The following is a 23,181-nucleotide window of genomic DNA, read 5'->3' as shown; positions in this document are numbered from 1 at the left end:
ATTAACCACGAATGGTCCTCTCTTCGTGCAGTAGATCGCGGCGGCCGGCGATGAGCGCGGCCCCGCTGAGTGCGTCCCCGAGAGGAGGGACCAGCGTCAGCCCAGAAGCCAAACGCTCAAGAAAGTAGGGGTGGGCGGTGAGGCCGCCGACGGCGCAGACGCTCAAGGAGCCGGCCGCCGCGCAGCTTGCAGCCAGCAACTGGCAGGCCTCCTCGACTATGGCCATCGCCACGGCGTCGCCGGCCGAGGCGAAGTTCAGCACGACCGGAGCAAAAGAGGCCAGGGTGCGAGCGGGAGTGCCGGCGGCGCTCACCCAGCCGGGGAGGGCCTCAACGCTGCCGGCCAGGCGCGCCGCCTCGCCGGTGAGGAGGGTCGCCGGCCCGCGGCCGTCATGGGCGCGCAGGACGGCGCGCAGACCCTGCTGCCCGATCCAGCGGCCGCTGCCGTCGTCGCCGAGCCACGGGCCGTTCCCATCTACCTGCCGAACGCCCTGCGCGTCGACCGAGAACACGACGGCGCCGGTGCCCACAATGAGCACGGTTCCCGGCCCGCCGTCGAAGGCGCCGAGGTGTGCGGCGAGTCCGTCCGAGATCATGGCCACTGGCACGCCAAAGCGCTCGCGCACTAGCCAGAGCAATCGCCGAGCCGCCTCAGGCGCAGCTTCCACCCCGGCAGCGCCGACCCCGAACTGCGAGATACCAGCGAAGCCGGCGCCGAGGCCGGCGCCGAGGCCGGCGCCGAGGCCTGCGCCGAGACCGGCGCCGAGACCGGCGCCGAGACCGGCGCCGAGACCAGCGACGGCCCCAAGAATGGCCCGAAAAGCCAGGTCGACACCGTCATCGTCGGCGAGGCCAGGAGCCCCCGCGCCGTCGAACGCGCTGACCACGACCGAGCCGGTGCTCACACGAACGCGGCACGAGGTCTTGCCGAGATCCACGGCCAGCGTCGTCGGCGCCGCGTTCACGAGGGCACCCGCGCACCGGCGAGTGACGCGCCAACAGGCACGATGGCCGAACCAACAACGGTCAGCCCGCGAATTCCAGTCAGGCGCGGCGCGAAGACAACGGGGTCTGGCCCGAAGACCAGCTGCCCGGCCAGCCGAGCCTGTCCGGGCGTGGTCCCTGGCAAGGTGCACGGCACGCCGTGCCAGGTGAGAAAACCGAGCAGGGCAAAGAGCAGCGACTCCTTGACGCCCGCTTCGATGCCGACGGTGTCGCTGGCAACGAGGGTGATGGCATCCGCTTGCAGCAGCGAACGCAGCAGGGCCAGCAGAGTGGCGTTGTGTACGCCTCCGCCAGACACGATGACGCGCTCGGGCAGCACCGGGCACTCTGCGCGCAGGCTGGCGACGATGGTCTCGGCCGTGAGCCGCGTCAGCGTCGCGACCAGATCGGCCAGCAGCGGGGGAGTGCTCCCGGTAACGGCATCGACCATCGCGAGGCCGAACGTCTCCCGACCGGTTGATTTCGGAGCGGACCGCTCAAAAAACGCATGCCCCAGAAACTCCCGCAGCAGGCCAGCGTCGATCGTGCCCGCCGCCGCCAACTGCCCGCCGTCGTCGAAGGCCGTGGCGCCGTCGGTGGCGCGGAACACCACCGCGTCTACGAGCGCGTTGGCCGGGCCGGTGTCCCAGGCCCGCACGCTGCCGTCGGGATCGACGACCGAGAGGTTGGCGATTCCGCCGAGGTTGAGGGTGGCCTGCGGCCGCCCGCTGGCGGCGGCGCACTCACCCAGCCAGGCCGCATCGAACACACCCATGAACGGAGCGCCCTCGCCGCCGGCGGCAATGTCGGCCGCGCGCAGGTTGCGCAGCACGGGGGCACGCGTCGCCTCGGCGATCCAGCTGGCTTCCCCGAGTTGCAAGGTTCCACGAGCCCGCCCATCGCTCACCCAGTGATGCACGGTTTGCCCGTGCGAGACTACGAGGTCGACGGTGCCGCCGAGGGAGTCGAGCGCTGAGCGGGCTGCTGCGGCGAATTCTTGCCCGAGCAGGGTGTCGAGCTGGCATATCTCTTCGGCCGTCACCGGGGAGTTCAACGCGGCCGCAAGAATACGCTCCCGCAAGGCTGGCGGCCACGGAACCGTGCGTGCGAGCACGCAACGCAGGGTCAGCCACGGCTCGGGAACATTTGTCTCGGCCTGCACATCGACGATGGCCACGTCGATGCCGTCAGCCGACGTTCCCGACTGCAGCGCCAGAACCCTCATCGCGCGCCACCGCTCAGCAGATCCCGCACGACCTGCGCCGTGACCCGGGAGGCGGCCAGCGCGTCAATCCCGGCCCACGACCCCGGCTCGGGCGCGGCAAGCCCCGCATTCACCACGACAGCAGTTGAGCGCATGGCGACAATCGCCTCGACAGCATCGCGTTGCGCACCCGGCGTGGCGATGCGATCGGCGAGCACGACCACGCCGGCGTCGGCGCCAATCGAGATCGCGGCGGCGCGGGCGGCGCTCGCCGACGGCCCAGGAGTCAGCCGCTCAATGTCGAATGACGCAGCGAGCTCCTGCGAGAACGGGTCGAACATCGACGACACCGCGAGGGACGGGCGCGCACGCACATCCAGAATGCCCAGCGAGCGTTGTGGCAGCTGCACGGCGCCGCGCACCGTGATCGCCGCCCGCACGATCGCCCCCGAACTCGAAGCCGCAACATAGTCAGTCGGCGCACCTCCCAGCCCAGCCCCCAACCGCGCAACCGACGCCCCGGCCAGTTCTAACACGTCAACCCCGAGAACGCCGTCTGCCACCGCCGCGAGCAGTGCGTCGCGAATCTGTAGGTAGTCGACGAGGTCTTGCCCGGCCCCGCCGACATTCGCCGGGTTGCCGATGCACAGCAGTTCTGCGCCCGCCAGCAACGCCTGCACCGCGCCTGGGCCCGCCCCAACGGTCTCGCGAATCGCGGCCATATCCAACGCGTCGGTCACGATGGTTCCGGTAAACCCGGTGGATCGCAGGCTAGAAAGCACCCGCGCATTCAGGGTCGCCGGCGCTGAACCCTGGTCGGGCACCACGATGTGCGCCGTCATGACGGCGCGCACGCCCGCCTGCACCGCTGCCAGAAACGGCGGCAGGTGCACGCGCTTTACCTCGGACCACGACAAATCGAGCCGCGGCAGCGCGAGGTGTGAGTCGGTGTGGGTGTCGCCGTGCCCCGGAAAATGCTTGACGCAGGCGGCAACCCCGGCCCCCTGCAACCCGTCGATCATCGCGGCTACGTGCCGGCTGACCAGTTCGGTCGACGACCCGAACGAGCGCATGCCGATCACCGGGTTCGCAAGCTGGGTGGTGACATCGGCCACCGGTCCGAGCACCACGTTCACGCCCGCCGCCAGGGCCGCCGCGCCGATCGCCCGGCCGGCCGATTGGGTCGCTGCGAGGTCGTCGACCCGGCCCAGCTGGGCGTGACCCGGGTGCGGCGATCCGCGAAAAGCATTGAGCCGGGTGACGTTGCCACCCTCTTCGTCGCTGCCAATTAGCAGATCAGAGCGGATGCCGCGCAGCTGCGCCGACAGCCTGGCCGGCTGGTCGGCATCTGCTTGGTCGATGTTTTGGGCGAAGTAGACGACACCGGCGAGGCCGTCATCCAGGGCGTGGGCCAGCCACGACGGCACCTCGGTACCGAGAAAACCCGGCCACAGCACCGCGTTGACCAGCCGCAGCAGGCCGGGGTCAGCCGCGCTCATCCCTTGACCGCCCCGGCGACTAGCCCGCCACTGAGGCGGCCCTGCACCAGAATGAAGAAGATCATGACCGGAATGGTAATGATGGTCGAGGCGGCCATCACCGGCCCCCAGTCGTTGGAGTGCACGCCGAAGAACTGTTTGAGCCCAATGGCGACGGTGTACTTGTCGGCCGCGCCGCCCAGCAGAGTCATGGCGAAGATGAACTCGTTCCAGGCCACGATGAACGAGAAGATACTCGTGGCCACCAGCCCTGGCGCCACTAATGGCAGCAGCACCGAGCGAAACATGCGGCCCCAACTGGCGCCGTCGAGGTAGGCGGCCTCTTCGAGTTCCACCGGAACGGCGGCGACAAAGCCGCGCAGCATCCAGATGGCGAAGGGCAACGAGAAGGCGAGGTACACCACAACGAGGCCGAGCAGCGTGTTGAGCATTTGCAGGTCACGCACCTGCACGAACAGCGGAATCACGAGCGCTTCGAGCGGCACCATCTGCACGGTCAGCACCAAGATAAGCACCGCCGTACGAAATTTGAACTTGAACCTGGCCACGGCCACCGAGGCCAGCAGCGCCACGATGCCTGAGATCAGCACGGTGAAGAACGCCACGATCGCCGAGTTCTTCAGGAACAACCCGAACTGGCCTTCCTCGAACACGAAGAGGTAGTTGTCGAGGGTGAATTCCTGCGGAATGAGCGATTGCCCACCGCTGGAGGCGCGGGCGTCGAATGAGCTGGAGATCATCCAATAGGCGGGAAACAGGGTGAAGATCAGCAGTATCGCAACCAGCAGGCCCTTTCCGAGGGTGCGCGGCCCGAAAGTCCGTCTCATTCCTTCTCCTCCTTGAACAGGGTGCGCACATAGATCGCGGTGATGATCAGCAGCAGCACGGTGAGCAGCACGGCGATCGCCGCGCCGAAGCCGTACCGGTTCTGCCCGAACGATTCGACGTAGGACCAGACGCCGAGGTTGAGCACTTCACGGTTTGAGCCAGACCCTCCGGGCATCAGGTAGATCTGCGCGAAGACCTTGAAGTCCCAGATGGTCGAGAGAATGATCACGACCGAGAAGACCGGTTTGAGCGTGGGGTAGATGATGGCAAAGAACCGGCGAACCGGGCCGGCGCCATCCATTTCTGCCGCTTCGAGCATCTCCTTGGGTACGCCGAGCAGCCCGGCGAGCACGGTGATGGCCACGAAGGGAAAACCGTGGTGCACAATGTTCAACGCCACGATGGCATAGAAGGTGAACGGGTTGGTGAACCAGTTGAACGACTCGTTCATGAGGCCAAGGCTCTTGAGGGTTTCGTTCACGAGGCCCTGATCGGCGTCGAAGATCCAGATCCACACGTAGGTGCCCGTGACGGCGGGCATCGCCCAGGCGACCATGACGGCGCTGCCCACGATGGTGCGCCAGACCGGGCTGAGCGAGGCCATGAGCATCGCCACGAGGGTGCCGAACACGACGGTCGCCGAGACCGACACGAGGGCGAAGCCAACGGTGTTCGGCAGAACGACGGTCCACAGGGTGGAGTTGGAGAAGATCTCGGCGTAGTTGCCGAAACCGATGTAGTTGCTGTCCCCGCTCACGATCTCGCGCAGGCCGTAGTCCTGCAGCGAGAATAAAAACACTCGAACGAGAGGCCAGAGCAGCAGCGCACCCAGCAGAATCAGCGCGGGCGTCAGCAGCAGCCACGGCCGGGCCTGGGCAATGACCAGCGCGCGGGAACGCCGTCGCGGCGGTCGGGCCGGTGCCGTGCCCTTCTTGGCCTCTCGTTCGAGCAATACGGTCACGGTTCTAGTTGCCGTTCATGATGTCGTTCATCTCGGCCGCGGCATCGGTCGTGGCTTCGTCGACCGTTTTCTGGCCAGACAGAATGGACTGAATCATCGCGTTCGTGGTCTTCTTGGCCTGCACTGCGCCGAAGGTCGGGGTGACCGGCAGCGAGGCGCCACCGTCAACCATCTGCTCGGCGAAGGGCTGCACGAGCGGGTCATCCGACTCGATGGTGGGCTGCAGCAGCGACTCGGTGCCGGCGAAGTAGCCGGTCTGGTCTGCCCACTGCTGGGCGAAGTCGCCGGTCGTCATGAGTTCCATGAAGTCCCAAGCGAGGTCTTTATTCTCGGAGCCCTCGAACATGCTCAGGTGAGAACCGCCGAGCACCGACGGGCTGATTCCACCGTTCTGGCCGGGAATCGCGATCGCGCCGATCTTGCCCTCGAGCTCTGGCGCCTTCTCCAGCACGGTCGCGGGGGTCCATGAGCCCGAAATGGCCATGGCTACCGTTCCCTGGGAAAAGTTGTCGAGCAGGTCGGTCTCTTTCCAGGTGGTCGCGCCAGCCGACGAGAAACCGTGCTCGGTGGCAAGACCGGTATAAAAGCGGATGCCCTCGCGCGCTTCGTCCGCGTCGAGACCGGAGACCCACTGGTCACCCTCGAGCGTCGACACCTCGCCGCCAGCGCCCCACACCCAGGGGTAGGTGAGCATTTCGGCGTCACCGGGTACTGGGAAGGGAATGAGATCGGGGCGTTCGGCCTGAATCACCGTGGCCGCGTCGACGATCTCTTGCCAGGTGGTGGGAGCGGCAAGGCCGAGCTCGGCGAACACGTCGGTGCGGTAAATGATCGAGCGAACGCCGGCGTACCAGGGCATGCCGAAGAGGCTGCCATCGTAGGTGCCGGAGTCGACGAGACCCTGCACGAGGTCGTCTTCGAGGCCGGCTTCTGCCACATAGTCGTCGATTGGCGCGAGTGCGCCGGAGTCGGCGAATTCGGCGGTCCAGGTCGTGCCGGTCTCGGCGATGTCGGGCGTGGTGCCGCCGGCGATGGCGGTGACAAACCGGTCGTGGGCGTCGGCCCACTGCACGAACTCAACGTTGAGAGTGGCGCCGGTCTTCTCGGTGAAGGCATCGCCGACGGTGTCGAAGAAGGCCTCGGTGTCGGGGTTGGTGCCCTGCATAATCCAGACGTCCAGGGTGTCGTCCGTTGGCGAATCGGTGCCACCGCCGGAGCAAGCGGTGAGGCCCAGTGCAGCGATCGCAAACATCGCAATCGGCAAATAACGCTTCTTCATGGAGTCCCCTCAAGAAAAATGTCACAAGGCCAGACAGCCTTGTCCTTGAAAATCAGTATCCATCAACCCTCAGTCAGATGCAAATCATTTTCTAACATGTCGCCCGCCTCCGGCAACCCCCGCCCATCTCACCGCCCTAGAGTCGTCTTATGCCGACCAATACGCTGACTGATCCGCCGGCATCCGCTCAACTGACCGAACTCGCGCGCCGCGTCATCGCGCTCCTGCCTGAGAACGGCCGCATCCTGGTGGGAATCGCCGGCAGTCCGGGCGCCGGCAAAACCACCCTCGCCGCGCAGGTCGCCGCGAAGGTGAACGAGCTGCTCGGCACCGAAGCCTTCGCCGTGCACCTGCCCATGGACGGCTTTCATCTCGCCAACGCCACCCTCGATCACCTCGGCCGGCACGATCGCAAGGGGGCTATCGACACCTTCGACGGCTGGGGATTCGTCGCCCTGCTCCGCCGCCTCCTCGCCGAACAAGACCACACGGTCTACGCGCCAAGCTTCGACCGCAACGTCGACGAGGGTATCGCGGCCGAGATCGCCGTGCTGCCGAGCGCTCGCGTGGTCATGGTCGAGGGAAACTATCTGCTCGCCGACACCGACCCGTGGGCAGAGGTTAACACACTCCTCGTCGAATCTTGGTTCTGCGAAACCAGCGAGCCAGAGCGCCTCCGCCGCCTCGTCGACCGGCACGAGCGTCACGGCCGCAGCCCCGAGGCCGCCCTCGCCTGGGCCGAGTCCGTTGACGGCACCAACGCCCTCCTCATCGAGGCCACCCGATCCCGAGCCACCCGCATCATCTTCGGCCAATAGCCCCCGCGCCACTGGTCGAGGCGCGAGGAACGAGCGATCGAGACCCGCCAACTCCGGGATCTCGATCGCTCGCAAGCTCGCGCCTCGATCGGCGAAGCCCAGCCAGCGTCACCAACCGCGTTCGTGCACAAGGCTGGAAATCGAGTTCGAAACCGTGTTTGCGAACGCCTGATCTTTAGAAGAGCCACCGATACCCGCTGCGGCATCCGCGAACGCGCTGGCCAGGTTACTGCGAATGTGTAGCACGCGCTCCTCGGCGTAACCCTCGGCGATCTGCAGCTTCGTGGCCACCGTGAGAAAATCGCGCAGACCGATGGCATCCGTTCGGTATTCATTGCCGACCTTCATGGCTGAGCGCAGCGCACCGATTGCCGGGTATGGCGCGTGGGTCCCGAGATCATACAGCGTGGCGAGCGTGGCACGGTCTGCACGCAGCAGGATCGAAAAGTTCTTAGCGTGCGCCTCCGTGCAAGCGGCCGAAACGTTGAACACGAGGGCATCAAAGAAGCGCTTCTGGCTTGACTCCCGATCGCTTAACGGCAGCCTGCCCAGCAGCTGCGCTATGGTCCTTACGCCCGGGCCGCCGTCGTGATTGGAATACGGCGCGATAGCCGGCTTCAGAATGTGCGTGGTCGGCATTGTTGGGGGCGGCCAGCTCGGCCAGCTTGGTTGGGCTGTCGGTCAAAAGGCCTTGCAGAAAGGCCGTGACGACCTGTGAGGGATGCTGGCTCCTCGACAGCGGCATGGAGAGCGAAAGGGGAGTTGATCGGCTATCGAGTCGGTAGCGATCGTCGTAGGTGAAGGTTGTATTGCCCCGCCTGGTCTGGGCGAGGGCGCCGACACGTTCGCCGTCGAGGAATACGCACAGCTCAGAGCTCACCGGTCATTGCCCCAGATCGGTGAAGACATCGTTCAGTACATTGTGCGGTTCTGGTTTCCGGTCACTGACGTCTACAGCGAGTTGCAAGAATTGCAGTACGTCGAAAACGCGAAAGAGGGATACGCCTATTTTGGCGGACTCGAAATTGACGAGCCATTCCCGAGAAACCTTCGCGCGGTCGGCTACGTGTTGCTGGGGGAGTCCCAAGGTCTCGCGTGCGCCAGCGCGCCAAGATCCTGTGCGGAGCGTGTAAACATTGCAACCGCCTCAGTGGACGATCATCCATAATTCAGCAAGTGCATGATCGTGCACACCCCGAATCTCGGGACCGCGGGCACCTTATTCCGGGTTGCCATCACAACCCGATTGCCGTATGCGGCGTTCCGGTTTGCGCTGCCTCGCTCCGCACCGCTGGTCGAGGCGCGAAGAAAACTGCCATCGACCAGAGCGACCCGGCCGGGGAATCGCACCCTACAAACGCCGCAGGCCCACCCGTACATCTGTTATTTATCTGATGAACAGTGTGTGCATGAGTACAGCAACCTTTACCGACCTCCTGCGCAAGCCCAAGCAAGTTCTGGCTCACATTGACGAGGGCCAGGTGCACATCACGCGCCGAGACGGTGATGATCTTGTGATCCTGCGCGGTCACGATCTGGCCATTCTTGAAGACGGCGTTGCGCTGTCGAGTCAGCTGATCCGGGCGATCGGCCGAAACGAGGGCAACATCACCGTAGCTCTCACCGACCTCTTTGCCTGGGCTGGCGAATTTAGCGCTGACGAACTCACCGATTACGCCGCGCAGATCGAGCGGCTGGTCCTGCGGCCAGCGAATTGGGAACGTTCGAGCGCCTGCTGCGTGCGCAGCAGGAATGGAAGGAGACCGCCGTGGCTTACGCGATGGGCATACAACCGATGGGGCCGATCGAATTCCTCACCGCGCCGGTCCGGGTTGATCGACCGTAAATGGCCGAAAAAGGAGGCATCGCCGTTCCGAGGCCGGTCAAGAATGAAAAACTTCCGGTAGCGGATGCCACCCTCCAGATGGTGCCGCCGCCACGATTCCCGAAGGCCCATGCTCCCCGGCAACAGACACCAATCGTGGCAGTCCGACGCCTTCCCGCTGTCAACGCGACCCTGCCTGCGAAACGCCCCCTCCGCTGGTCGAGGCCAGCCTTGCATGTTGGGGGAGCAAGCGCGCGCCTCGATCGACGAGCATTCAGAGGGCTCGATACACTGAACCGAGAGTCCGACGCCGCGCCGGGACGAAGGAATAGGTTTCATGAGTCGAAAATCGCTGGTCGATGACCTGGTGGAAAGCCTCCTCGACCGGATCCTGCGGGGGGCGTTCGCGGCGCATGAGATGCTTCCTCCGGAGGCGGTTCTGGCCGAGGAAGCCGGCGTCAGCCGCCTGACGGCCCGCGAGGCGATCAAGACCCTTCAAGCACAGAAGATCCTTTCAGTCCGGCGCGGGCTCGGCACCTTTGTCAACCCATCTTCGGACTGGTCGAGCCTCGACGCGATCCTGCGCGCCGCCGCGCACGACCTGGGCAGTTCCGAGGTGCCGCTGCGGCTGCTCGAGGTGCGGCGCATGGTGGAAACCGGCTCGGCCGAGCTGGCAGCGCGCAACCACCAGGACAGCGACCTCGTGTCGCTTGACGCGACGATCGCCGAAATGGAAGCCGCCTACGTGGACGGCGACCTCGACCGCCTCACCCGGAACGATCTCGCGTTCCATAACATCATCCTCGCGGCCAGCGGCAATCCCTTCGTGCCCGCTCTGGTGGGACAACTCGGGCAGCTGCTCTATACGCTGCGCCGGGAAACATCCGCTTTCACTGAGGTGCAGGAACACGCCATCGCGCATCACAAAATCGTGCGTTCGGCAATTGCGAGCCGCAACCCCGATGAGGCGCGGCGCGCTATGGAAGCGCATATTCAGCAGACCTTTACGGACTACGAGCACTTCATCCAGGCGCAGTCATAACTAGACATCAGACGTCAGATATCTATTAGACTGGTGATGCGGTCCACACAGAGGTGGGCCCTCGACCGAAGGAATGGCCCTTATGAGCGACGTCACTTTTCCCACCGACCGCACCGCAGTCTTGACCGGTGCCGCCTCCGAACGCGGAATTGGCCGGGCAACGGCCGATAAGCTTGCCTCGCTCGGCTGGTCGATCGCCATTGTCGACATTGACGGCGATGCAGCGCGAGTAGCGGCCGCCGCGATTACGGCGGCTCGCGGCATCCGTGCGATCGGCGTAGCTGCCGATGTCTCGGACAAGGATTCGGTCGACGCGGCCATCACCGAAATCGAGGCAGCGATGCCGCCGATCGTGGGCCTCGTGAACCTCGCCGGCATCAGCTCGCCCACCGAATTCATGAACGAAACCGTTGAGGCCTGGGACCGCGTCTTCGCGATCAACATGCGCGGCTCGTTCCTGGTCTCCCAGCGCGTGCTTGCCGGCATGATCGAGCGCCAACTCGGCCGCATAGTGAGCATCTCCTCCATCTCCGCCCAGCGTGGTGGCGGCACCTACTCCAAGGTCGCCTATAGTGCCTCCAAGGCTGCCATCATCGGCTTCACGCGCGCCCTGGCCCGCGAAATGGGTCAGCACAACATCACCGTGAACGCGGTGGCTCCCGGCCCGATCGACACCGATATTATGGGCGGCACACTCTCGGACGAGCGCAAAAGCGCCATGTCCGCCGATATTCTCATGGGACGCGTTGGCACCCGCGACGACGTCGCCGCGCTTATCGCCTTTCTGTTGAGTGCGGACGCCGGCTACATCACCGCAGCGACCTACGACATCAACGGCGGGCTGCAGGTTTCATGAGCCCCGCCGACGGTGTGCGGCGGCAGCTCTCCAGGGAGCTGCTGGCGGGGTTTCCCGCTGAAGTGCCCGTGCTGGCTCAGGATGTCGCGGCCGCGGTGGCCGCAACCGGTCGCGTTCTGATCGTGCTCGATGACGACCCCACCGGAACCCAGTCGGTAGCCGACCTGCCGGTACTCACCCAATGGGAGCCCGAGGACTTTCGCTGGGCACTCGGCCTCGGGGCGCGGGCGATCTATGTGCTGACCAATACGCGCAGCCTCGAACCCAGCGAGGCTGCCGAACGCAACCGCCAAGTCGTCACCAATGCGCTCGCCGCCGCCGACGGGGCCGCGCTGGCTTTCGTCAGTCGGGGGGATTCAACCCTGCGTGGTCACTTTCCGCTCGAACCCGACGTCATCGCCGAGACGCTGCGGAGCCGAGCCGGACTACAGACCGATGGTGTGGTGATCGTTCCCGCTTTTCCCGATGCCGGGCGAGTGACCATCGGCGGGGTGCACTACATGCGATCCGCGGCCGACGAGCTCACTCCCATCGCCGATACCGAGTTCGCCCGAGACGCAACGTTCGCATTCGCGCACTCGCGTCTGGCCGACTATGTGGAAGAAAAGAGCGGCGGCCGGCTGCGGGCCTCGACTGTCATCGGCATCGACCTGGCGATTCTGCGCGCCGGCCCCAGGGCGATCGCAGCCGCGATCGAGCCTGCCACCGATGAAACTCCAATCGTCGTCGACGCTGCCACCGAAAACGACCTGCGCCTGCTGGCCCTCGGCCTTGACGAGGCAGAGCGACGCGGCAAAAGACTGATCTACCGGGTGGGCCCGCCGTTCGTGCGGGCGCGCATCGGCCAGGACGTACGCCAACCGCTCAGCGCAGCGGATGCCTTTGGCGACGCTAGCCCGGTCCGTGCGGGCGGCCTGGTCGTCGTGGGCTCGCATGTAGCCATGACCACTCGGCAGCTAGACGCCCTCACGAGTGCGCACTCGGCGGCCCAGGTGGTTGAGATTGACGTCGCCGGGCTCCTCTCGCCCGATTCGCCGGCCGACCTGGGTGTGGTTGTCGCTCGTGTGGTCGACGCCCTTGCGGGCGCTGACGTCATCCTGCAGACGAGCCGGGTACTCGTGAGCTCGACCGACCCGGCCGACAGTCTGCGGATCGCCCGAAGGGTCTCCGCCGCGGTTGTCGAGGTCGTGCAGAGCGTGGTTGCGCGCACCCGTCCGCGGTTCGTCATCGCCAAGGGCGGTATTACCTCCTCGGATGTCGCCGCGCTCGGCCTTCAGATTCGCCACGCGATCGTGCGCGGGCCCATGTTGCCCGGCATCGTGTCACTCTGGCAGCCGGTGAATGGCCCGGCCGCCGGCATCCCTTACATCGTGTTCGCGGGCAACGTCGGCGACGATGCGTCACTCCTCGCCGTCGTACGCACGCTCAGCGCGTTTGGTGTGGCGCCGGAGTAATCCCGCCTCGATCAGCGAGGCTCGGCGCGCACTTCGGCCGAGATGACGGCGACGCCCTCCGATCGGTAACGATCGAGGATGTCGTCGTCGACCTCGTTGGTGATGAGGGTCCACCCGTGCGGCAGTGGCGCCCAGGCTGGCACCGCCCCGCGGGCGAGCTTGCTCGCATCGGCGAGCACGACGACGCGGCGCGCACGGCGGGCCGCGGTGTCTTTCACCTGAGCCTCAGTGAGGGTCGGCTCGCCGACGCCATCGACGGGGTCAACGGCATCGACCCCGAGAAAGGCGACGTCCACCATGTAGCGTCCGAGGGCGAGATCTGCGAGTGGCCCCACGAGCCCGTGGCTGGTGCGGGCCACCCGGCCGCCGGTGACGACGACATCGACGCCGGGAGCGGATGCGAGATACAGCGCGCTATCGAGACTGCGGGTGACCACGGTGAGTCCTTCGGTGTGCCAGAGCTGCCGCGCGACTTCCCCGCAGGTAGACCCGGCATCGAGAAAGATGGTCGCGCCGGGCGGCACGAGTTCGACGGCGCGGGCAGCGATTGCTACTTTTGCTGCGTGCTCGACGGTGACGCGGTCGCTGAGTTCACGCTCTCTGAACGGCGGGGCAGAGCTGGCGCCGCCATAGGTGCGGGTGATCGCCCCGGTGGTGTTGAGGTGGGCGAGATCGCGCCGCACGGTGGACCGTGAGATCTGGAGTGCGGTCGCGAGCTCGTCGACCCCCGTCGATCCGGCGCGCACTAGGGCGAGGAGTCGTTCGTGCCTCGCCCGGGTGCCGCGGCGGTAATCGGTCGGCGCCGGGGCATCCGTTTTGCTGTGCCTGGTCGCCATAGTGCTAGCCGAGGATCAGGTTCGCGAGGAACAAGAGCGGGATGGATCCGGCCCATATGGCGGTGGTGATGCCCGACCAGCCCTTGAGTGCGCTTGTGCCTTCCAGGCCGGTGAAGGTGGTGACGACCCAGAAGTAGGAGTCGTTGAAGTAGCTGAACACCATGGAACCGGCCGTGCAGGCCAGGACGGCGATGACCGGGTCGATGCCAAGGGTAGTGACCAGCGGAGCGGAGACGGCTGCAGCGGTGATCATGGCGACGGTACCGGAACCCTGCGCAATGCGCACGACGGTCGCGATGAGAAACGGGATGAGGAAGGCCGGCAGGTTGGTAGAACCGATTGCTTCGGCGAGGGCATCACCGACTCCGGAGGTGCGCAGAACCTGGCCGAGTGCGCCGCCGGCACCCGTGATGAGCAGAATGAGTCCAGCGGATGCGGCGGCCTCGGCGAGCCAGCCGTTGACCTTGCCGCGCGGCGTCCAGCGGGGGAGCAGCACGTAGACGGCGAGCAGCATACCGATGATGAGTGCGATCACGGGGTTGCCGATGAAGGCGAGGGGAATGACCCAGTCGGAGGGCGTGTAGTCNGGGGGGGGGGGGGGGGGGGGGGGGGGGGGGGGGGGGGGGGGGGGGGGGGGGGGGGGGGGGGGGGGGGGGGGGGGGGGGGGGGGGGGGGAGCGCAGCGAGCAGAGCGTTGACGCGATGCGGCTTGGCGCCGGCGGGCGGCGTGCCGAGGTCGGGCTCTTCATCGGCGTCGAGGTCAGCAAAGAGTGAGTCGGCGTCGGTCGAGTCGGCATTACGGTCGAGTGTCGCGGTGGTCGTGGTCGCGCTGCCGCCGTGCAACTGCTGTGATACGGCCGCAGTGCCGTACACGGCCTGGCGAACCGCCGGGGTCACCGCGGACTCAAGCTTGGGACCGACCCACTTGGCATACATAACCACGACGGGCAGCAGTAGCACTGTGAAGATGCCGCCGACGATGATCACCATACCGAGATCGGCGCCCAGAATGCCGGCGACCGCGAGGGGACCGGGGGTGGGGGGCACAAGGTGGTGGGTAAGCGTCATGCCGGCGCCGAGGGCGAGGGCGATGGTCACATAGCCCCCGCGCTTGACCCGCGCGATTGAACGGGCTAGCGGGTTCATGATGACATAGCCCGCGTCGCAGAATACGGGAACCGACACGATGGCGCCAACGCTGCCCATGGCCCAGGGTTCCCGGCCTTTTCCGAAGAGCTTGAGGAATGCCTGTGCCAGTGATTTCGCCGCGCCGGAGACTTCGAGAATCTTGCCGATTCCGACTCCCAGACCGATCACTATGCCGATCGACGCGAGTGTATTGCCGAACCCAGTGGTGATGGCGGTGACGATCTCGAGGGCCGGCTGACCAGCAACGAAGCCGGTAACCAGGGCCGCCGCGAGGAGGGCCGCAAAGGCGTCCAAGCGGGTGCGGAGCACCAGAACGATGATCGTCGCAATCCCTAGAACGAGAGCGGTGATGAGTCTTATATCCACGGTGATATCTCCTTGAGCAGGGCGAAGCCCGGGCAGCAGTGCGCGGACCTTTTCAGTATGTCGGGTGAAGATGCGCAATGCAAGCGACTTAATGGGTCGTATTGCGCATTTCGTCCACTAAATCGGATTATTTACGCAAGTTCGGGGTGAGCGATCGCGGCCCGCCAACTTCTGAATCTCGATCGCTCCAAACTCGTTCCTCGATCGGCATAGCTAGTCGAGGCGCAGGCTCTCTATGAAACGCAGTACCGCGACCGCGCCGGGGTCCTGCTGCCCGATTGTGCGGTCGCCCTGCCAGGCGGCACGTCCGCGCGCTGCCCGCAGAGCGGTGGACGACTCGACGCCCGCCAACGCAGCAGACCGTGCCAGATTCAGCGAATCGCTACCGGCCGGTGCCTGGCGCAGAACGGTGATCACCGGGTGAAGCGCATCCAGCAGCGTCTTGTCGCCCAGGGCAGCGCCGCCGCGCTCGCTGATTCGGTCGAAAACGGCCTGCAGAAACGGCACGGTCGAAGCGGCGGTGAACTCGGCTTCCGGCGCCAGCGTCGCGGCGCCGCCGAGGATCCCACTGCCCACGAGCGCCGCGAAGGTCGATGGATTCGCCGATGAAAACGCCTCACCGGCAGCGCGCAACACGCTGGCGTCATCGGCATTTTCGGGGAGCGCGGTCAGCGCGTCGATGACGGCTAGGCTACCCGCGCCCACGGTAATCCCCAGGTCGCCGTCGCCCACCGCCGCATCAAGATCGCGCAGCTCGGCGATGTGCGACTGCATGTCGGGGAGACTCGCCAGGAGAACAGTTCGCAACCGGCTCGGTGTGGCCATCAGAGTGACGACCAGCGCGAAGCCATCGACCAACGCCGGTGGCGCAGCGACAACCAACTCCGGCGCAGCGCCCGCGGTGACGACCGGCTCGGACGACCCCTGCCGAAAAAACGGCGACGAAGCCGGCGCGTGGATCAGCTCTTCGAGCTCGTCATCAAGGTTCATGATCGACAGTGACGCCCCCGCCATTTCAAGGCTCGTGACATATTCGCCGACGTAGCGCCGGGCAATGGTCACCCCTTTCGCCGCGAGAACGGAGTGCACCCGGCGATACATCACATACAGTTCCTCGAGCGGAATCGCCCCAAGTCCATTCACCAATACTGCAACCCGAGATCCCGACACGAGGGGAATCTCGGTGGCCAGCTCTGTGAGAAATCGGTCCGTAATTTCGTCCGCGGTTTCGAGCGGCCCGCGATGGGTGCCCTGTTCGCCGTGAATCCCGACGCCAATTTCCATCTCGCCGTCGCCGAGCGTGAACGTGGCTTCGCCCGCAGCGGGCAGGATAGTTGCGGAGAGACCCACGCCCATCGTGCGGGTGTTATCCGCGGCCTTCTGCGCGACGCGGGCTACCTCGGGTAACAACCACAGCCGATCGGCGGCGGCCCCGGCGACTTTATAGACAAGAACGAGTCCGGCGACACCCCGGCGCGAGTCCTTCTGGTTCAGGGGAGCAGACGGCAGGTCGTCAGTGCCGAGCACCGTTTCGACCTCGAGACCATCGGCCCGGCACAGGTCGGCAGCGAGATCGAAGTTGTAGACGTCGCCGCCATAGTTGCCGTAGAGATACAGCAGACCAGCATCGGATGCGACGGCTCGCGAGGCCGCATAGATTTGCGCTGACGATGGCGACGAAAAGACATTGCCGATCGCGACGGCCGAGCGCAAGCCGCGGCCAACATACCCCAGAAAGAAGGGGAGATGGCCGGAGCCTCCGCCCGTGACGATGCCCACCCGACCCGGAGCCGGAGCGTCAACGCGAACGAGCGTGCGATTGTCCGTTGTCGCGGGACGAACCTCGTCCGAGTGAGCGGCGAAGATGCCCTCCATCACCTCGTCGACGAAAGCCTGGGGGTCGTTGATGATTTTGCGCATGGTCAGCTCTCGTTGTACGAGCTGCCGAGAGCGTTGATTACGTCAAGCTCCGCGGTGCTCGCCGACGCCACGGCCGAACGCACCGGGCTGGCCTCGAATCCACGGGACGCAATCGCGTCCTTCAGATGCGTCAGGCTGCCGCCATTGACCGCAGCGACGGCCGCCTTTACACGGGGCTGCCAGAGCGCGATCTGGTCTGCGTCTCCCGCGATCAGGGCGTCCCGCAGGTTCACAAAGGGCTCCGGGTAGGCGGAAGACACACCCGAAATGATGCCGTGGCCGCCGGCTTCGACCAGCCAGCCGAAGGAGACATCGTTGCCGGAGAAGACGGTGAAACCTTCGGGCGCGGCGTCCAGATAGGTCTGTACGGAGGCATCCGTTTCTCCGCTGAGCTTGACGCCGGCCACACCGACCTCGATCAGCCGGGCAAGAATGCTCGCGTTTGAGACGGTGGTGGTGCGTTCTTCAAACAGATAGGCGAAGACCTGAGCGGTGCCGGCAGCGGAAACCAGGCGACGATAGTACTCGACGACCTGGTTCTCGGGGGCCGGCTGAAAGAAGGGAGTGATTGCTGCCAGGCGGGTTGCGCCATGCTCGACCGCGCGCCGAACGAGGTCCTCGGCCTGACGCGCCGTTGCCGCGCCGACATGCAGGTAGACGCTGTCGGCCGGAAATACTTCGAGGGCGAGGTCCAATATCTGGATGCGTTCGTCATTGGTCAGGCTCGGGAATTCCCCAGTGGTGCCAGCCGGGAAGAGAGCGTCGACACCCTTTGCTTGCAACCATTTCAGGTGCGCGCGAATAGCGGGTATGTCGAGCGATTCATCCGCTTTGAAAAGCGTGGGGGTGGCGGTGATGACGAGGGGCAGGCTGGGAACAGTCATAGAGATCTACTTTCTGATGAGGGATTTGGGAGCGGCGGATACGGCGACCTTGCGACGTCGACGAGCCAGCAATGGGGGCAGCGTGATGGCACTCAAACTGATGACCAGGATCGTCATGGCGATCGGGCTGGTGAGGATATTTTCGACCCCACCGATCTCGAGGGCTCGTCGAAGGTTGCCCTCCGCGAGTTTGCCGAGAATGAGCCCAAGCACGACAGGTCCGGCCGGAAAACCGTGGCGGCGCAGGAACAGGCCCACGATTCCAAAAACGAGCATGATGCCCACATCGAAAATGCTGTTGTTCACGGCGAAGGTGCCCACCATGCAGAACACGATGATGACGGTCCAGAGAAAAGCGGGCTTGAGCTCGAGAATCTTTGTAACGCCGCGCAGCCGAAGCAGGCTGAGACCCAGGGCGATTAGGGTCGCGACGGCCATGATTCCCGCGATCGTATAGACCAGATCTGGTCGGGTGGTGAACAGCGCTGGTCCTGGTTGAATGCCCCAGACCACGAGCGAACCGATGAGCACGGCCATGACCGAGTCGCCCGGTATGCCGAGGGCGAGAGTCGTCGTAACGGATGGTCCAAGCGTCGCATTGGAGGCGGTGTCGGAGGCGGTGAGGCCTTCGAGTGATCCCTTACCGAACTGCTCGGGGTGCTTGGACGCCTTCTTAGCCGCAGCCCAGGACATGATGCCGGCAATGTCACCGCCAGCGGCTGGCACAGCGCCCACCACGACGCCGACGCCGGTACCGAGTGCCAGCGGCTTGATCATGGAACGGCGTTCCTTCATGTTCGGCCACCAGCGCCCGAATTGCGTGATGGCGGCGAATTTCTCGGGACGATGCGTGAGTATCTGGTCGAGAACGTCGGCGATGCCGAAGAGCCCGATAATGGCGGCGATAAAGGGGATGCCGTCACTCAGCTCGAGCACGCCAAAGGTGAAGCGGTCGGTGCCGGTGATCGGGTCGCGTCCAACGGTAGCGAGGGCAAGCCCTAGCGCGCCGGCGATGAGGCCTTTGCCGATCGTGCCCCCGGAGACGCCGACCATCATGGTGAGGCCGAAAACGACGAGGGCGAACATTTCAGCCGGACCGAATTTTAGGGCCACACTGGCGAGCGGAATCGCGGCAAAGACAAGGAGAATAAGCCCGCCGAAGGTGCCGATGGCTGAGGAAAATGCTGAGGTCGTCAGCGCCACTCCCGCACGCCCCTGTTTGGCCATCGGGTAGCCGTCAAACGTTGTGGCGATGGATGCCGGCGTACCCGGTGTATTCACCAGGATTGCCGGTACCCGGTCGCCGAAGTTCGCCGCCACATAGATGGTGAGCAGCACGGCCAGGCCGGGAACCGGATCCATGGTCAGCGTGAAGCTGCTGGCCAGGGCGACGGCCATTGTGGCTGTGACACCGGGGAAGGTGCCCACGAGCATCCCGATCGCCGCACCGATGAGAATGCAGAGCAAGACGAATGGATCGGCGATTTGGACGAGTCCTTCTGCAACCGCGTTCACAGGGGCACCTTCAGTAGTAGTCCGAACAGAACGTAGAGCACGGTCGTGCAGACGATCGGAAATATGGTGAGTGGCTTCCATCCTCGGGCACCGAGCAACCAGGCGAGCGCCACGAAGAGCGCGCAGGTGGCAATCGGAAAGGTGATGAAATACCACATGACGCCATAGGCTGCGATGACCACGAAGACGGCAATCACCCGCACGGACCCAGCTGTGGTGGGGCGCTCGAGTTCGTCGTCTGCGGCGCTGGGCGCCACGACCTCCTTGACCAGCACGCTCAAGCTGAGCGCGGCGACGATGCCTCCGAGAATCTGGGGCCACCACCGCGGGCTAAAGCTCGTGGCGATCGAGGGCTCCACGATGTGCTGTGCGAGAGCGACGATGGCGAGTCCAATCACCAATCCAACGCCCGGGCCGATGAGTCGGTGAAATCGCCCAGTGCCGTCAGCCGGAGCGGGTGCTCCAACCTGCACTTCGGAGGCTGTCATAACTACTCCGCGAACAGATTCGAGAAGCGCTCGGACTCAGCGTTATAGAAGCTCGAGAATTCATCCGGTGCGCTGTACACCGGCAGGTTGCCCGAGGCATTGATGATGTCGCGGAAGGCGTCAGATTCGGCGGCAATCTTGACGGCTGCAGCAAGATTTTCTCGAACGGATGCCGGCAGCCCGGCCGGTGCGCCGATGGCGCCCCAGCCGCCGATCGTGACATCGATGCCGAGATCCTGAGCGGTCTCCACGCCAGGGAGGGCATCGGAGGCGACGGTATCGAGAATCGCGAGAACGCGCAGACGCCCGTCGGACGCTGCGACGGAGGTTTCGGAGATTCCGGCGATCACGGCATCTACTTGGCTGCCGATGGCCGCGGTGACTGCGGGAGCGCCGCCGTCGAATGGAACGGCCTTGAGCTCAACTCCGGCGGCGTCGTTGAGGGCTGTCGTAGCGGCCTGCCAGATAGATCCAGCGCCGGAGTTGGAGACGGTGATCGTGCCGGGGTTGGCTTCGGCGGCATCGAGCAGATCTTGCAAGGTTTGATAAGGGCTGTCGGCGCTCACGGCGATCGTTGCTGGCACGGCCACGATCTGGCCCAGTACATCGAACGCGGCGGGGTCTAAGTCATAGCCCTGGTACTGCAGCATGACGGTTTCGACCGGCAGATAGCCGATGGAGTAGCCGTCGGCGGGGCGACCGGAGAGGAAAGACAGCCCGACGGAGCCGGCGCCGCCCGTGCGGTTCTCGACAATAATGGACTGGCCCAGAGACTCTTCCATCGCAGCGGCCAGGGTGCGTGCCGAGAGGTCCGAAGCGCCTCCAGCCTGATAGGGCACCACGAGCGTGATGGACTTGGTCGGATAATCTTCGCTGGGTTCTGTCGTGGCGTCGCGGTTGGCGCATCCGGAGAGCGTCATTAGAACTGCAGCTCCAGTAGCGATGGGAATGATGAATTTTTTCATGGTGTTCCTTTCACGTCATTGTGTCTTTGGTCATGCGAGAAAAAACTGGTGAAACGAGCCTTACCCTCCGGCGTATTCCCGACGTACGCGCAGTCTTGAGCGGTCGAGATGAGACTCGAGTTCGATGGATGCTGGTTGGAAAGCCCGTGTTTGGATGAGTCCGGCGAGGTACACGTGACTCTGCAGGGCGAGCGGTAGGCCTGTGTGCTCCAGGTTGGCCACGAGGAGCAAATTCTCAATGGTCGGCTGGTACTGCGACCAAACGTCTGACAGTCGGCGGTGATGTGACGCTGCGTAGAATGAGCTGTGGAATTGCACGTCGGCTCGAGTGAATGCGGCCGTGTCGCCAGTCTCGGCCGCACGAGTCATGGCCGCGAGCGACCGAGCCAGGTTTTGGTCGAGTTCATCTGCATGCTCGCCGAGCGCCACCCGCAAAGCGAGAAGTTCGAGTGAGGCTCGCAACGTGAACAGCTCGTCAATGTCGGCCGCGCTGAGGCCCACGACGCTGGCGCTGCGGCCGGTCGAGATGACGAGGCCTTCCTGCGTGAGGATGCGAATTGCGTCACGAATGGGCCCCCGGCTGACGCCGAAATCCGTCGCCAGTTTCTCCTCAACGAGGAGTACACCCGTCTGCAGACTCTGGGTGATAATTTGCCGACGTAATTCATTGGCGACCTGGTCGCCGAGTCCGGCTGGTCGCTGCGGGAGCAGAGGTTGCGTCATTGATTCCTCGATCTGTTTACAGTAAACAGTAAACGGTTATCGAAGTCTACGTACTCGCTGCGTCGGTGTCAATCGAGCGCCGGGGCCCTGTGGCTGGTCGAGGCGCGTTCTTCAGACTCAGGCCACGGCAAGCGCTCCTGCGAAATACCCCGACCGTCGGTCGAGCCTGCCGAGACCTCGTCGATCCCTGTCGACCATGCAGTGAGGCGTACACCGACGATGCCGTGCAGCTTCACGCCTGACTACTTGCCAAGCAGTTCCGATAACTCGTCGAGGGTTTCCCGTCCGAGCGCCTGAACGACGTCATCATGGTTGGCCCAGGGACCTGTCTGCTCGGTCAGTGCTTTGACAAGTGCTCGCACCCGTCGGCGGCTTCGTTGGCTCAGCCCGATCAGCGCCTCGCGGGCATCATCCATACAGGCGAGAAGCACCACTGCGTCTTCAGCGTGACGGCCTCGATCTCGGGAGTCTTCCAGATAGGCAGCTCCTTTGAGCACCAGCGCGCCACGGACAGTCGAGATAACGAGCCTGACCGTGTCTGCTTCGGTCAATACATCAATGTTGATTGTCTGCTGCAGTGCGCGGGTGCCTCCGGGGATTCCGAACAGCGGGCGGTCGTTTATACGGCTTCCTGGGCAGATGTGATCCATTGGGTCGCGGCTGAGCATTCGCGCGCATCGCCGTAGGTGTACAGAGCTAGGGCCTCAAGCACTCGGCGGTGCACCTCGTCGCCTTCAACGACAGCAATATCGCCGGAGTCATCGAGGCCCAGACGAGACCTTCTGACCACGCGGCTGGCGTCATGTGTGACCAATACGCCCAGTCCACCTCCAGCGGAGAGGCCAAGCTCACTGGCCAGCACGGAAACGAAACGCCTCGTGGCCTCGTCGCTTGCAGCTCGTCTCAGCGACACACGGCCCCGAAGGATCTGGCCCGCGAGCGCGCCAACGTCCAAGCTCCGGATGCGGTTTTTCAGTCGGCTTCGTTCGGTGCTGCTCAGCTCGGGAGTCTTCCCCGTGGCGAGCAGGTCCAGAGCGGCCTTCTGAACCGCATCTGTCCAGTTGCGACCTCGGTGCGCTGTGCGTTCCAGGGCCTGAACCTGACGCTGGGAGATTGCGTGTGAGGTGCCGTACTTCGTGGCAACTATGCGACCACTCACGACCGCTCGCCTCACCTGCCGGGCGGTAACTCCCAGCTCCGTCGCGGCCTGAGACGTGGATAAATGCATACAGATACAGTCCCATATGGGACTATATCTGTCAATATTGTGCAGATCTTTGGTGAGGCGATGGTTGATGGCGGGCACCGAGTGAAATCTCGCTGACACCAGGGGTGTGGACATGGACGGTGGGGTTGTGCTCTGACTCCCCGGATTCCTGCCCGTTTTGTCGATCGGAACTGTAAATCGTCCTCAATTTTCGAGAAAATCAACGTGTACACACGAGCGGTTCGAACGAGGCGCGGAACGCCGCGCTCATTGGCGTGGCGTTGGACTGAAGTCGTAAATGAGTATTTGATGCGGTGAGAGCCACCCGATCGTGCGGTTCAGAGCCACCGTTCGTGCCGAAGAGAGCCAGCGGTGGTGCG

23 protein-coding genes and 1 pseudogene are annotated in these 23,181 nt (G+C 64.7%); 5 read left to right on the top strand and 19 right to left on the bottom strand.

The features are described from left to right. Position 1: 1 nt before the first annotated feature. Genes CXY73_RS15740 through CXY73_RS15715 form a run of 6 tightly spaced genes read right to left on the bottom strand, consistent with a single transcriptional unit; the run spans position 2 to position 6,754 of the window. Positions 2 to 964: an N-acetylglucosamine kinase gene (locus tag CXY73_RS15740; RefSeq protein ID WP_158254143.1), complete on the bottom strand. Its 963-nt coding sequence runs from the start codon at positions 962 to 964 to the stop codon at positions 2 to 4. Further along, on the bottom strand, positions 961 to 2,208 hold the full coding sequence (locus CXY73_RS15735; RefSeq protein WP_104178224.1) for an anhydro-N-acetylmuramic acid kinase: 1,248 nt from the start codon (positions 2,206 to 2,208) through the stop codon (positions 961 to 963). The genes CXY73_RS15740 and CXY73_RS15735 overlap by 4 nt, the downstream gene beginning before the upstream one ends. Then, positions 2,205 to 3,686: a glycoside hydrolase family 3 N-terminal domain-containing protein gene (locus CXY73_RS15730; protein WP_104178223.1), complete on the bottom strand. Its 1,482-nt coding sequence runs from the start codon at positions 3,684 to 3,686 to the stop codon at positions 2,205 to 2,207. Before CXY73_RS15730 ends, CXY73_RS15735 begins: the two co-directional genes overlap by 4 nt. Beyond that, the gene (locus CXY73_RS15725; RefSeq protein ID WP_104178222.1) at positions 3,683 to 4,513 is read right to left on the bottom strand and encodes a carbohydrate ABC transporter permease; all 831 of its coding nucleotides are present in this window, start codon (positions 4,511 to 4,513) and stop codon (positions 3,683 to 3,685) included. Before CXY73_RS15725 ends, CXY73_RS15730 begins: the two co-directional genes overlap by 4 nt. Next, positions 4,510 to 5,466, bottom strand: a complete 957-nt coding sequence (locus tag CXY73_RS15720; protein ID WP_199184238.1) for a carbohydrate ABC transporter permease — start codon at positions 5,464 to 5,466, stop codon at positions 4,510 to 4,512. The genes CXY73_RS15725 and CXY73_RS15720 overlap by 4 nt, the downstream gene beginning before the upstream one ends. A gap of 13 nt (positions 5,467 to 5,479) precedes the next feature. Next, positions 5,480 to 6,754 (bottom strand): sugar ABC transporter substrate-binding protein, encoded by a 1,275-nt coding sequence (locus tag CXY73_RS15715; protein WP_104178221.1) that lies wholly within the window; start codon positions 6,752 to 6,754, stop codon positions 5,480 to 5,482. A 149-nt stretch (positions 6,755 to 6,903) separates the two neighbouring features. On the opposite strand from CXY73_RS15715, the gene CXY73_RS15710 reads away from it, so the two are divergent. Continuing rightward, positions 6,904 to 7,572 carry a nucleoside/nucleotide kinase family protein gene (locus tag CXY73_RS15710; RefSeq protein ID WP_104134893.1) on the top strand — a complete coding sequence of 223 codons (669 nt, stop codon included), beginning with the start codon at positions 6,904 to 6,906 and terminating at the stop codon, positions 7,570 to 7,572. A 108-nt stretch (positions 7,573 to 7,680) separates the two neighbouring features. On the opposite strand, the gene CXY73_RS15705 is transcribed toward CXY73_RS15710, so the two are convergent. After that, positions 7,681 to 8,115, bottom strand: a complete 435-nt coding sequence (locus CXY73_RS15705) for a HipA domain-containing protein (RefSeq protein WP_233198402.1) — start codon at positions 8,113 to 8,115, stop codon at positions 7,681 to 7,683. Further along, positions 8,072 to 8,452, bottom strand: coding sequence for a HipA N-terminal domain-containing protein (locus tag CXY73_RS15700; protein ID WP_104178219.1), 381 nt, complete (start codon positions 8,450 to 8,452; stop codon positions 8,072 to 8,074). The genes CXY73_RS15705 and CXY73_RS15700 overlap by 44 nt, the downstream gene beginning before the upstream one ends. A 529-nt stretch (positions 8,453 to 8,981) precedes the next feature. On the opposite strand from CXY73_RS15700, the gene CXY73_RS15690 reads away from it, so the two are divergent. From CXY73_RS15690 to CXY73_RS15675, 4 genes are all read left to right on the top strand, one after another. Then, complete coding sequence (locus CXY73_RS15690; protein WP_104178217.1) at positions 8,982 to 9,479, top strand: hypothetical protein; 498 nt, start codon at positions 8,982 to 8,984, stop codon at positions 9,477 to 9,479. Positions 9,480 to 9,734: 255 nt separating this feature from the next. Then, entirely contained in the window at positions 9,735 to 10,439 is a 705-nt protein-coding gene (locus CXY73_RS15685) for a FadR/GntR family transcriptional regulator (protein WP_104178216.1), read from the top strand. 82 nt (positions 10,440 to 10,521) lie between these two features. Beyond that, complete coding sequence (locus tag CXY73_RS15680; protein ID WP_104134898.1) at positions 10,522 to 11,295, top strand: SDR family NAD(P)-dependent oxidoreductase; 774 nt, start codon at positions 10,522 to 10,524, stop codon at positions 11,293 to 11,295. Beyond that, a complete protein-coding gene (locus CXY73_RS15675; RefSeq protein WP_104178215.1) occupies positions 11,292 to 12,749 on the top strand; it encodes a four-carbon acid sugar kinase family protein in 1,458 nt (485 codons plus the stop codon). The genes CXY73_RS15680 and CXY73_RS15675 overlap by 4 nt, the downstream gene beginning before the upstream one ends. A gap of 11 nt (positions 12,750 to 12,760) precedes the next feature. Here CXY73_RS15675 and CXY73_RS15670 read toward each other — a convergent pair whose 3' ends face one another. The 11 genes and pseudogenes from CXY73_RS15670 to CXY73_RS15625 form a co-directional block, all read right to left on the bottom strand. After that, positions 12,761 to 13,585: a DeoR/GlpR family DNA-binding transcription regulator gene (locus CXY73_RS15670; protein ID WP_104134900.1), complete on the bottom strand. Its 825-nt coding sequence runs from the start codon at positions 13,583 to 13,585 to the stop codon at positions 12,761 to 12,763. 4 nt (positions 13,586 to 13,589) lie between these two features. Next, on the bottom strand, positions 13,590 to 14,333 hold the full coding sequence (locus tag CXY73_RS22925) for a GntP family permease (RefSeq protein ID WP_369831255.1): 744 nt from the start codon (positions 14,331 to 14,333) through the stop codon (positions 13,590 to 13,592). A gap of 187 nt (positions 14,334 to 14,520) precedes the next feature. Beyond that, positions 14,521 to 15,042, bottom strand: a pseudogene (locus CXY73_RS22920) (GntP family permease); the annotation flags it as partial. A gap of 270 nt (positions 15,043 to 15,312) precedes the next feature. Further along, the gene (locus tag CXY73_RS15660; RefSeq protein WP_199185403.1) at positions 15,313 to 17,019 is read right to left on the bottom strand and encodes a dihydroxyacetone kinase family protein; all 1,707 of its coding nucleotides are present in this window, start codon (positions 17,017 to 17,019) and stop codon (positions 15,313 to 15,315) included. Positions 17,020 to 17,021: 2 nt separating this feature from the next. After that, entirely contained in the window at positions 17,022 to 17,903 is an 882-nt protein-coding gene (locus CXY73_RS15655) for a dihydrodipicolinate synthase family protein (RefSeq protein WP_104178213.1), read from the bottom strand. A 6-nt stretch (positions 17,904 to 17,909) separates the two neighbouring features. Beyond that, positions 17,910 to 19,418: a tripartite tricarboxylate transporter permease gene (locus tag CXY73_RS15650; RefSeq protein ID WP_199185402.1), complete on the bottom strand. Its 1,509-nt coding sequence runs from the start codon at positions 19,416 to 19,418 to the stop codon at positions 17,910 to 17,912. Then, positions 19,415 to 19,906, bottom strand: coding sequence for a tripartite tricarboxylate transporter TctB family protein (locus tag CXY73_RS15645; RefSeq protein WP_104178212.1), 492 nt, complete (start codon positions 19,904 to 19,906; stop codon positions 19,415 to 19,417). Before CXY73_RS15645 ends, CXY73_RS15650 begins: the two co-directional genes overlap by 4 nt. Before the next feature lie 2 nt (positions 19,907 to 19,908). Then, positions 19,909 to 20,871, bottom strand: a complete 963-nt coding sequence (locus tag CXY73_RS15640) for a tripartite tricarboxylate transporter substrate binding protein (protein ID WP_104178211.1) — start codon at positions 20,869 to 20,871, stop codon at positions 19,909 to 19,911. Between the two features lie 60 nt (positions 20,872 to 20,931). Beyond that, on the bottom strand, positions 20,932 to 21,594 hold the full coding sequence (locus CXY73_RS15635) for a GntR family transcriptional regulator (protein WP_104178210.1): 663 nt from the start codon (positions 21,592 to 21,594) through the stop codon (positions 20,932 to 20,934). 242 nt (positions 21,595 to 21,836) lie between these two features. Next, positions 21,837 to 22,145 carry a hypothetical protein gene (locus CXY73_RS15630; protein ID WP_104178209.1) on the bottom strand — a complete coding sequence of 103 codons (309 nt, stop codon included), beginning with the start codon at positions 22,143 to 22,145 and terminating at the stop codon, positions 21,837 to 21,839. Positions 22,146 to 22,213: 68 nt separating this feature from the next. Then, the gene (locus CXY73_RS15625) at positions 22,214 to 22,753 is read right to left on the bottom strand and encodes a hypothetical protein (RefSeq protein WP_146071780.1); all 540 of its coding nucleotides are present in this window, start codon (positions 22,751 to 22,753) and stop codon (positions 22,214 to 22,216) included. Positions 22,754 to 23,181: the final 428 nt, after the last annotated feature.

Origin of the sequence: Cryobacterium sp. Y50, assembly GCF_002929805.1 — a bacterium.
Lineage (GTDB): Bacteria > Actinomycetota > Actinomycetes > Actinomycetales > Microbacteriaceae > Cryobacterium.
This window is presented reverse-complemented; position numbering and strand designations above follow the sequence as displayed.

Excerpts from the sequence above, each read along its gene's own strand:
- CXY73_RS15735 (WP_104178224.1), bottom strand. The coding sequence starts at position 2,208 with ATGAGGGTTCTGGCGCTGCAGTCGGGAACGTCGGCTGACGGCATCGAC.
- CXY73_RS15730 (WP_104178223.1), bottom strand. The coding sequence starts at position 3,686 with ATGAGCGCGGCTGACCCCGGCCTGCTGCGGCTGGTCAACGCGGTGCTG.
- CXY73_RS15725 (WP_104178222.1), bottom strand. The coding sequence starts at position 4,513 with ATGAGACGGACTTTCGGGCCGCGCACCCTCGGAAAGGGCCTGCTGGTT.
- CXY73_RS15715 (WP_104178221.1), bottom strand. The coding sequence starts at position 6,754 with ATGAAGAAGCGTTATTTGCCGATTGCGATGTTTGCGATCGCTGCACTG.
- CXY73_RS15710 (WP_104134893.1), top strand. The coding sequence starts at position 6,904 with ATGCCGACCAATACGCTGACTGATCCGCCGGCATCCGCTCAACTGACC.
- CXY73_RS15690 (WP_104178217.1), top strand. The coding sequence starts at position 8,982 with ATGAGTACAGCAACCTTTACCGACCTCCTGCGCAAGCCCAAGCAAGTT.
- CXY73_RS15685 (WP_104178216.1), top strand. The coding sequence starts at position 9,735 with ATGAGTCGAAAATCGCTGGTCGATGACCTGGTGGAAAGCCTCCTCGAC.
- CXY73_RS15680 (WP_104134898.1), top strand. The coding sequence starts at position 10,522 with ATGAGCGACGTCACTTTTCCCACCGACCGCACCGCAGTCTTGACCGGT.
- CXY73_RS15675 (WP_104178215.1), top strand. The coding sequence starts at position 11,292 with ATGAGCCCCGCCGACGGTGTGCGGCGGCAGCTCTCCAGGGAGCTGCTG.
- CXY73_RS15670 (WP_104134900.1), bottom strand. The coding sequence starts at position 13,585 with ATGGCGACCAGGCACAGCAAAACGGATGCCCCGGCGCCGACCGATTAC.
- CXY73_RS15660 (WP_199185403.1), bottom strand. The coding sequence starts at position 17,019 with ATGCGCAAAATCATCAACGACCCCCAGGCTTTCGTCGACGAGGTGATG.
- CXY73_RS15655 (WP_104178213.1), bottom strand. The coding sequence starts at position 17,903 with ATGACTGTTCCCAGCCTGCCCCTCGTCATCACCGCCACCCCCACGCTT.
- CXY73_RS15645 (WP_104178212.1), bottom strand. The coding sequence starts at position 19,906 with ATGACAGCCTCCGAAGTGCAGGTTGGAGCACCCGCTCCGGCTGACGGC.
- CXY73_RS15640 (WP_104178211.1), bottom strand. The coding sequence starts at position 20,871 with ATGAAAAAATTCATCATTCCCATCGCTACTGGAGCTGCAGTTCTAATG.
- CXY73_RS15635 (WP_104178210.1), bottom strand. The coding sequence starts at position 21,594 with ATGACGCAACCTCTGCTCCCGCAGCGACCAGCCGGACTCGGCGACCAG.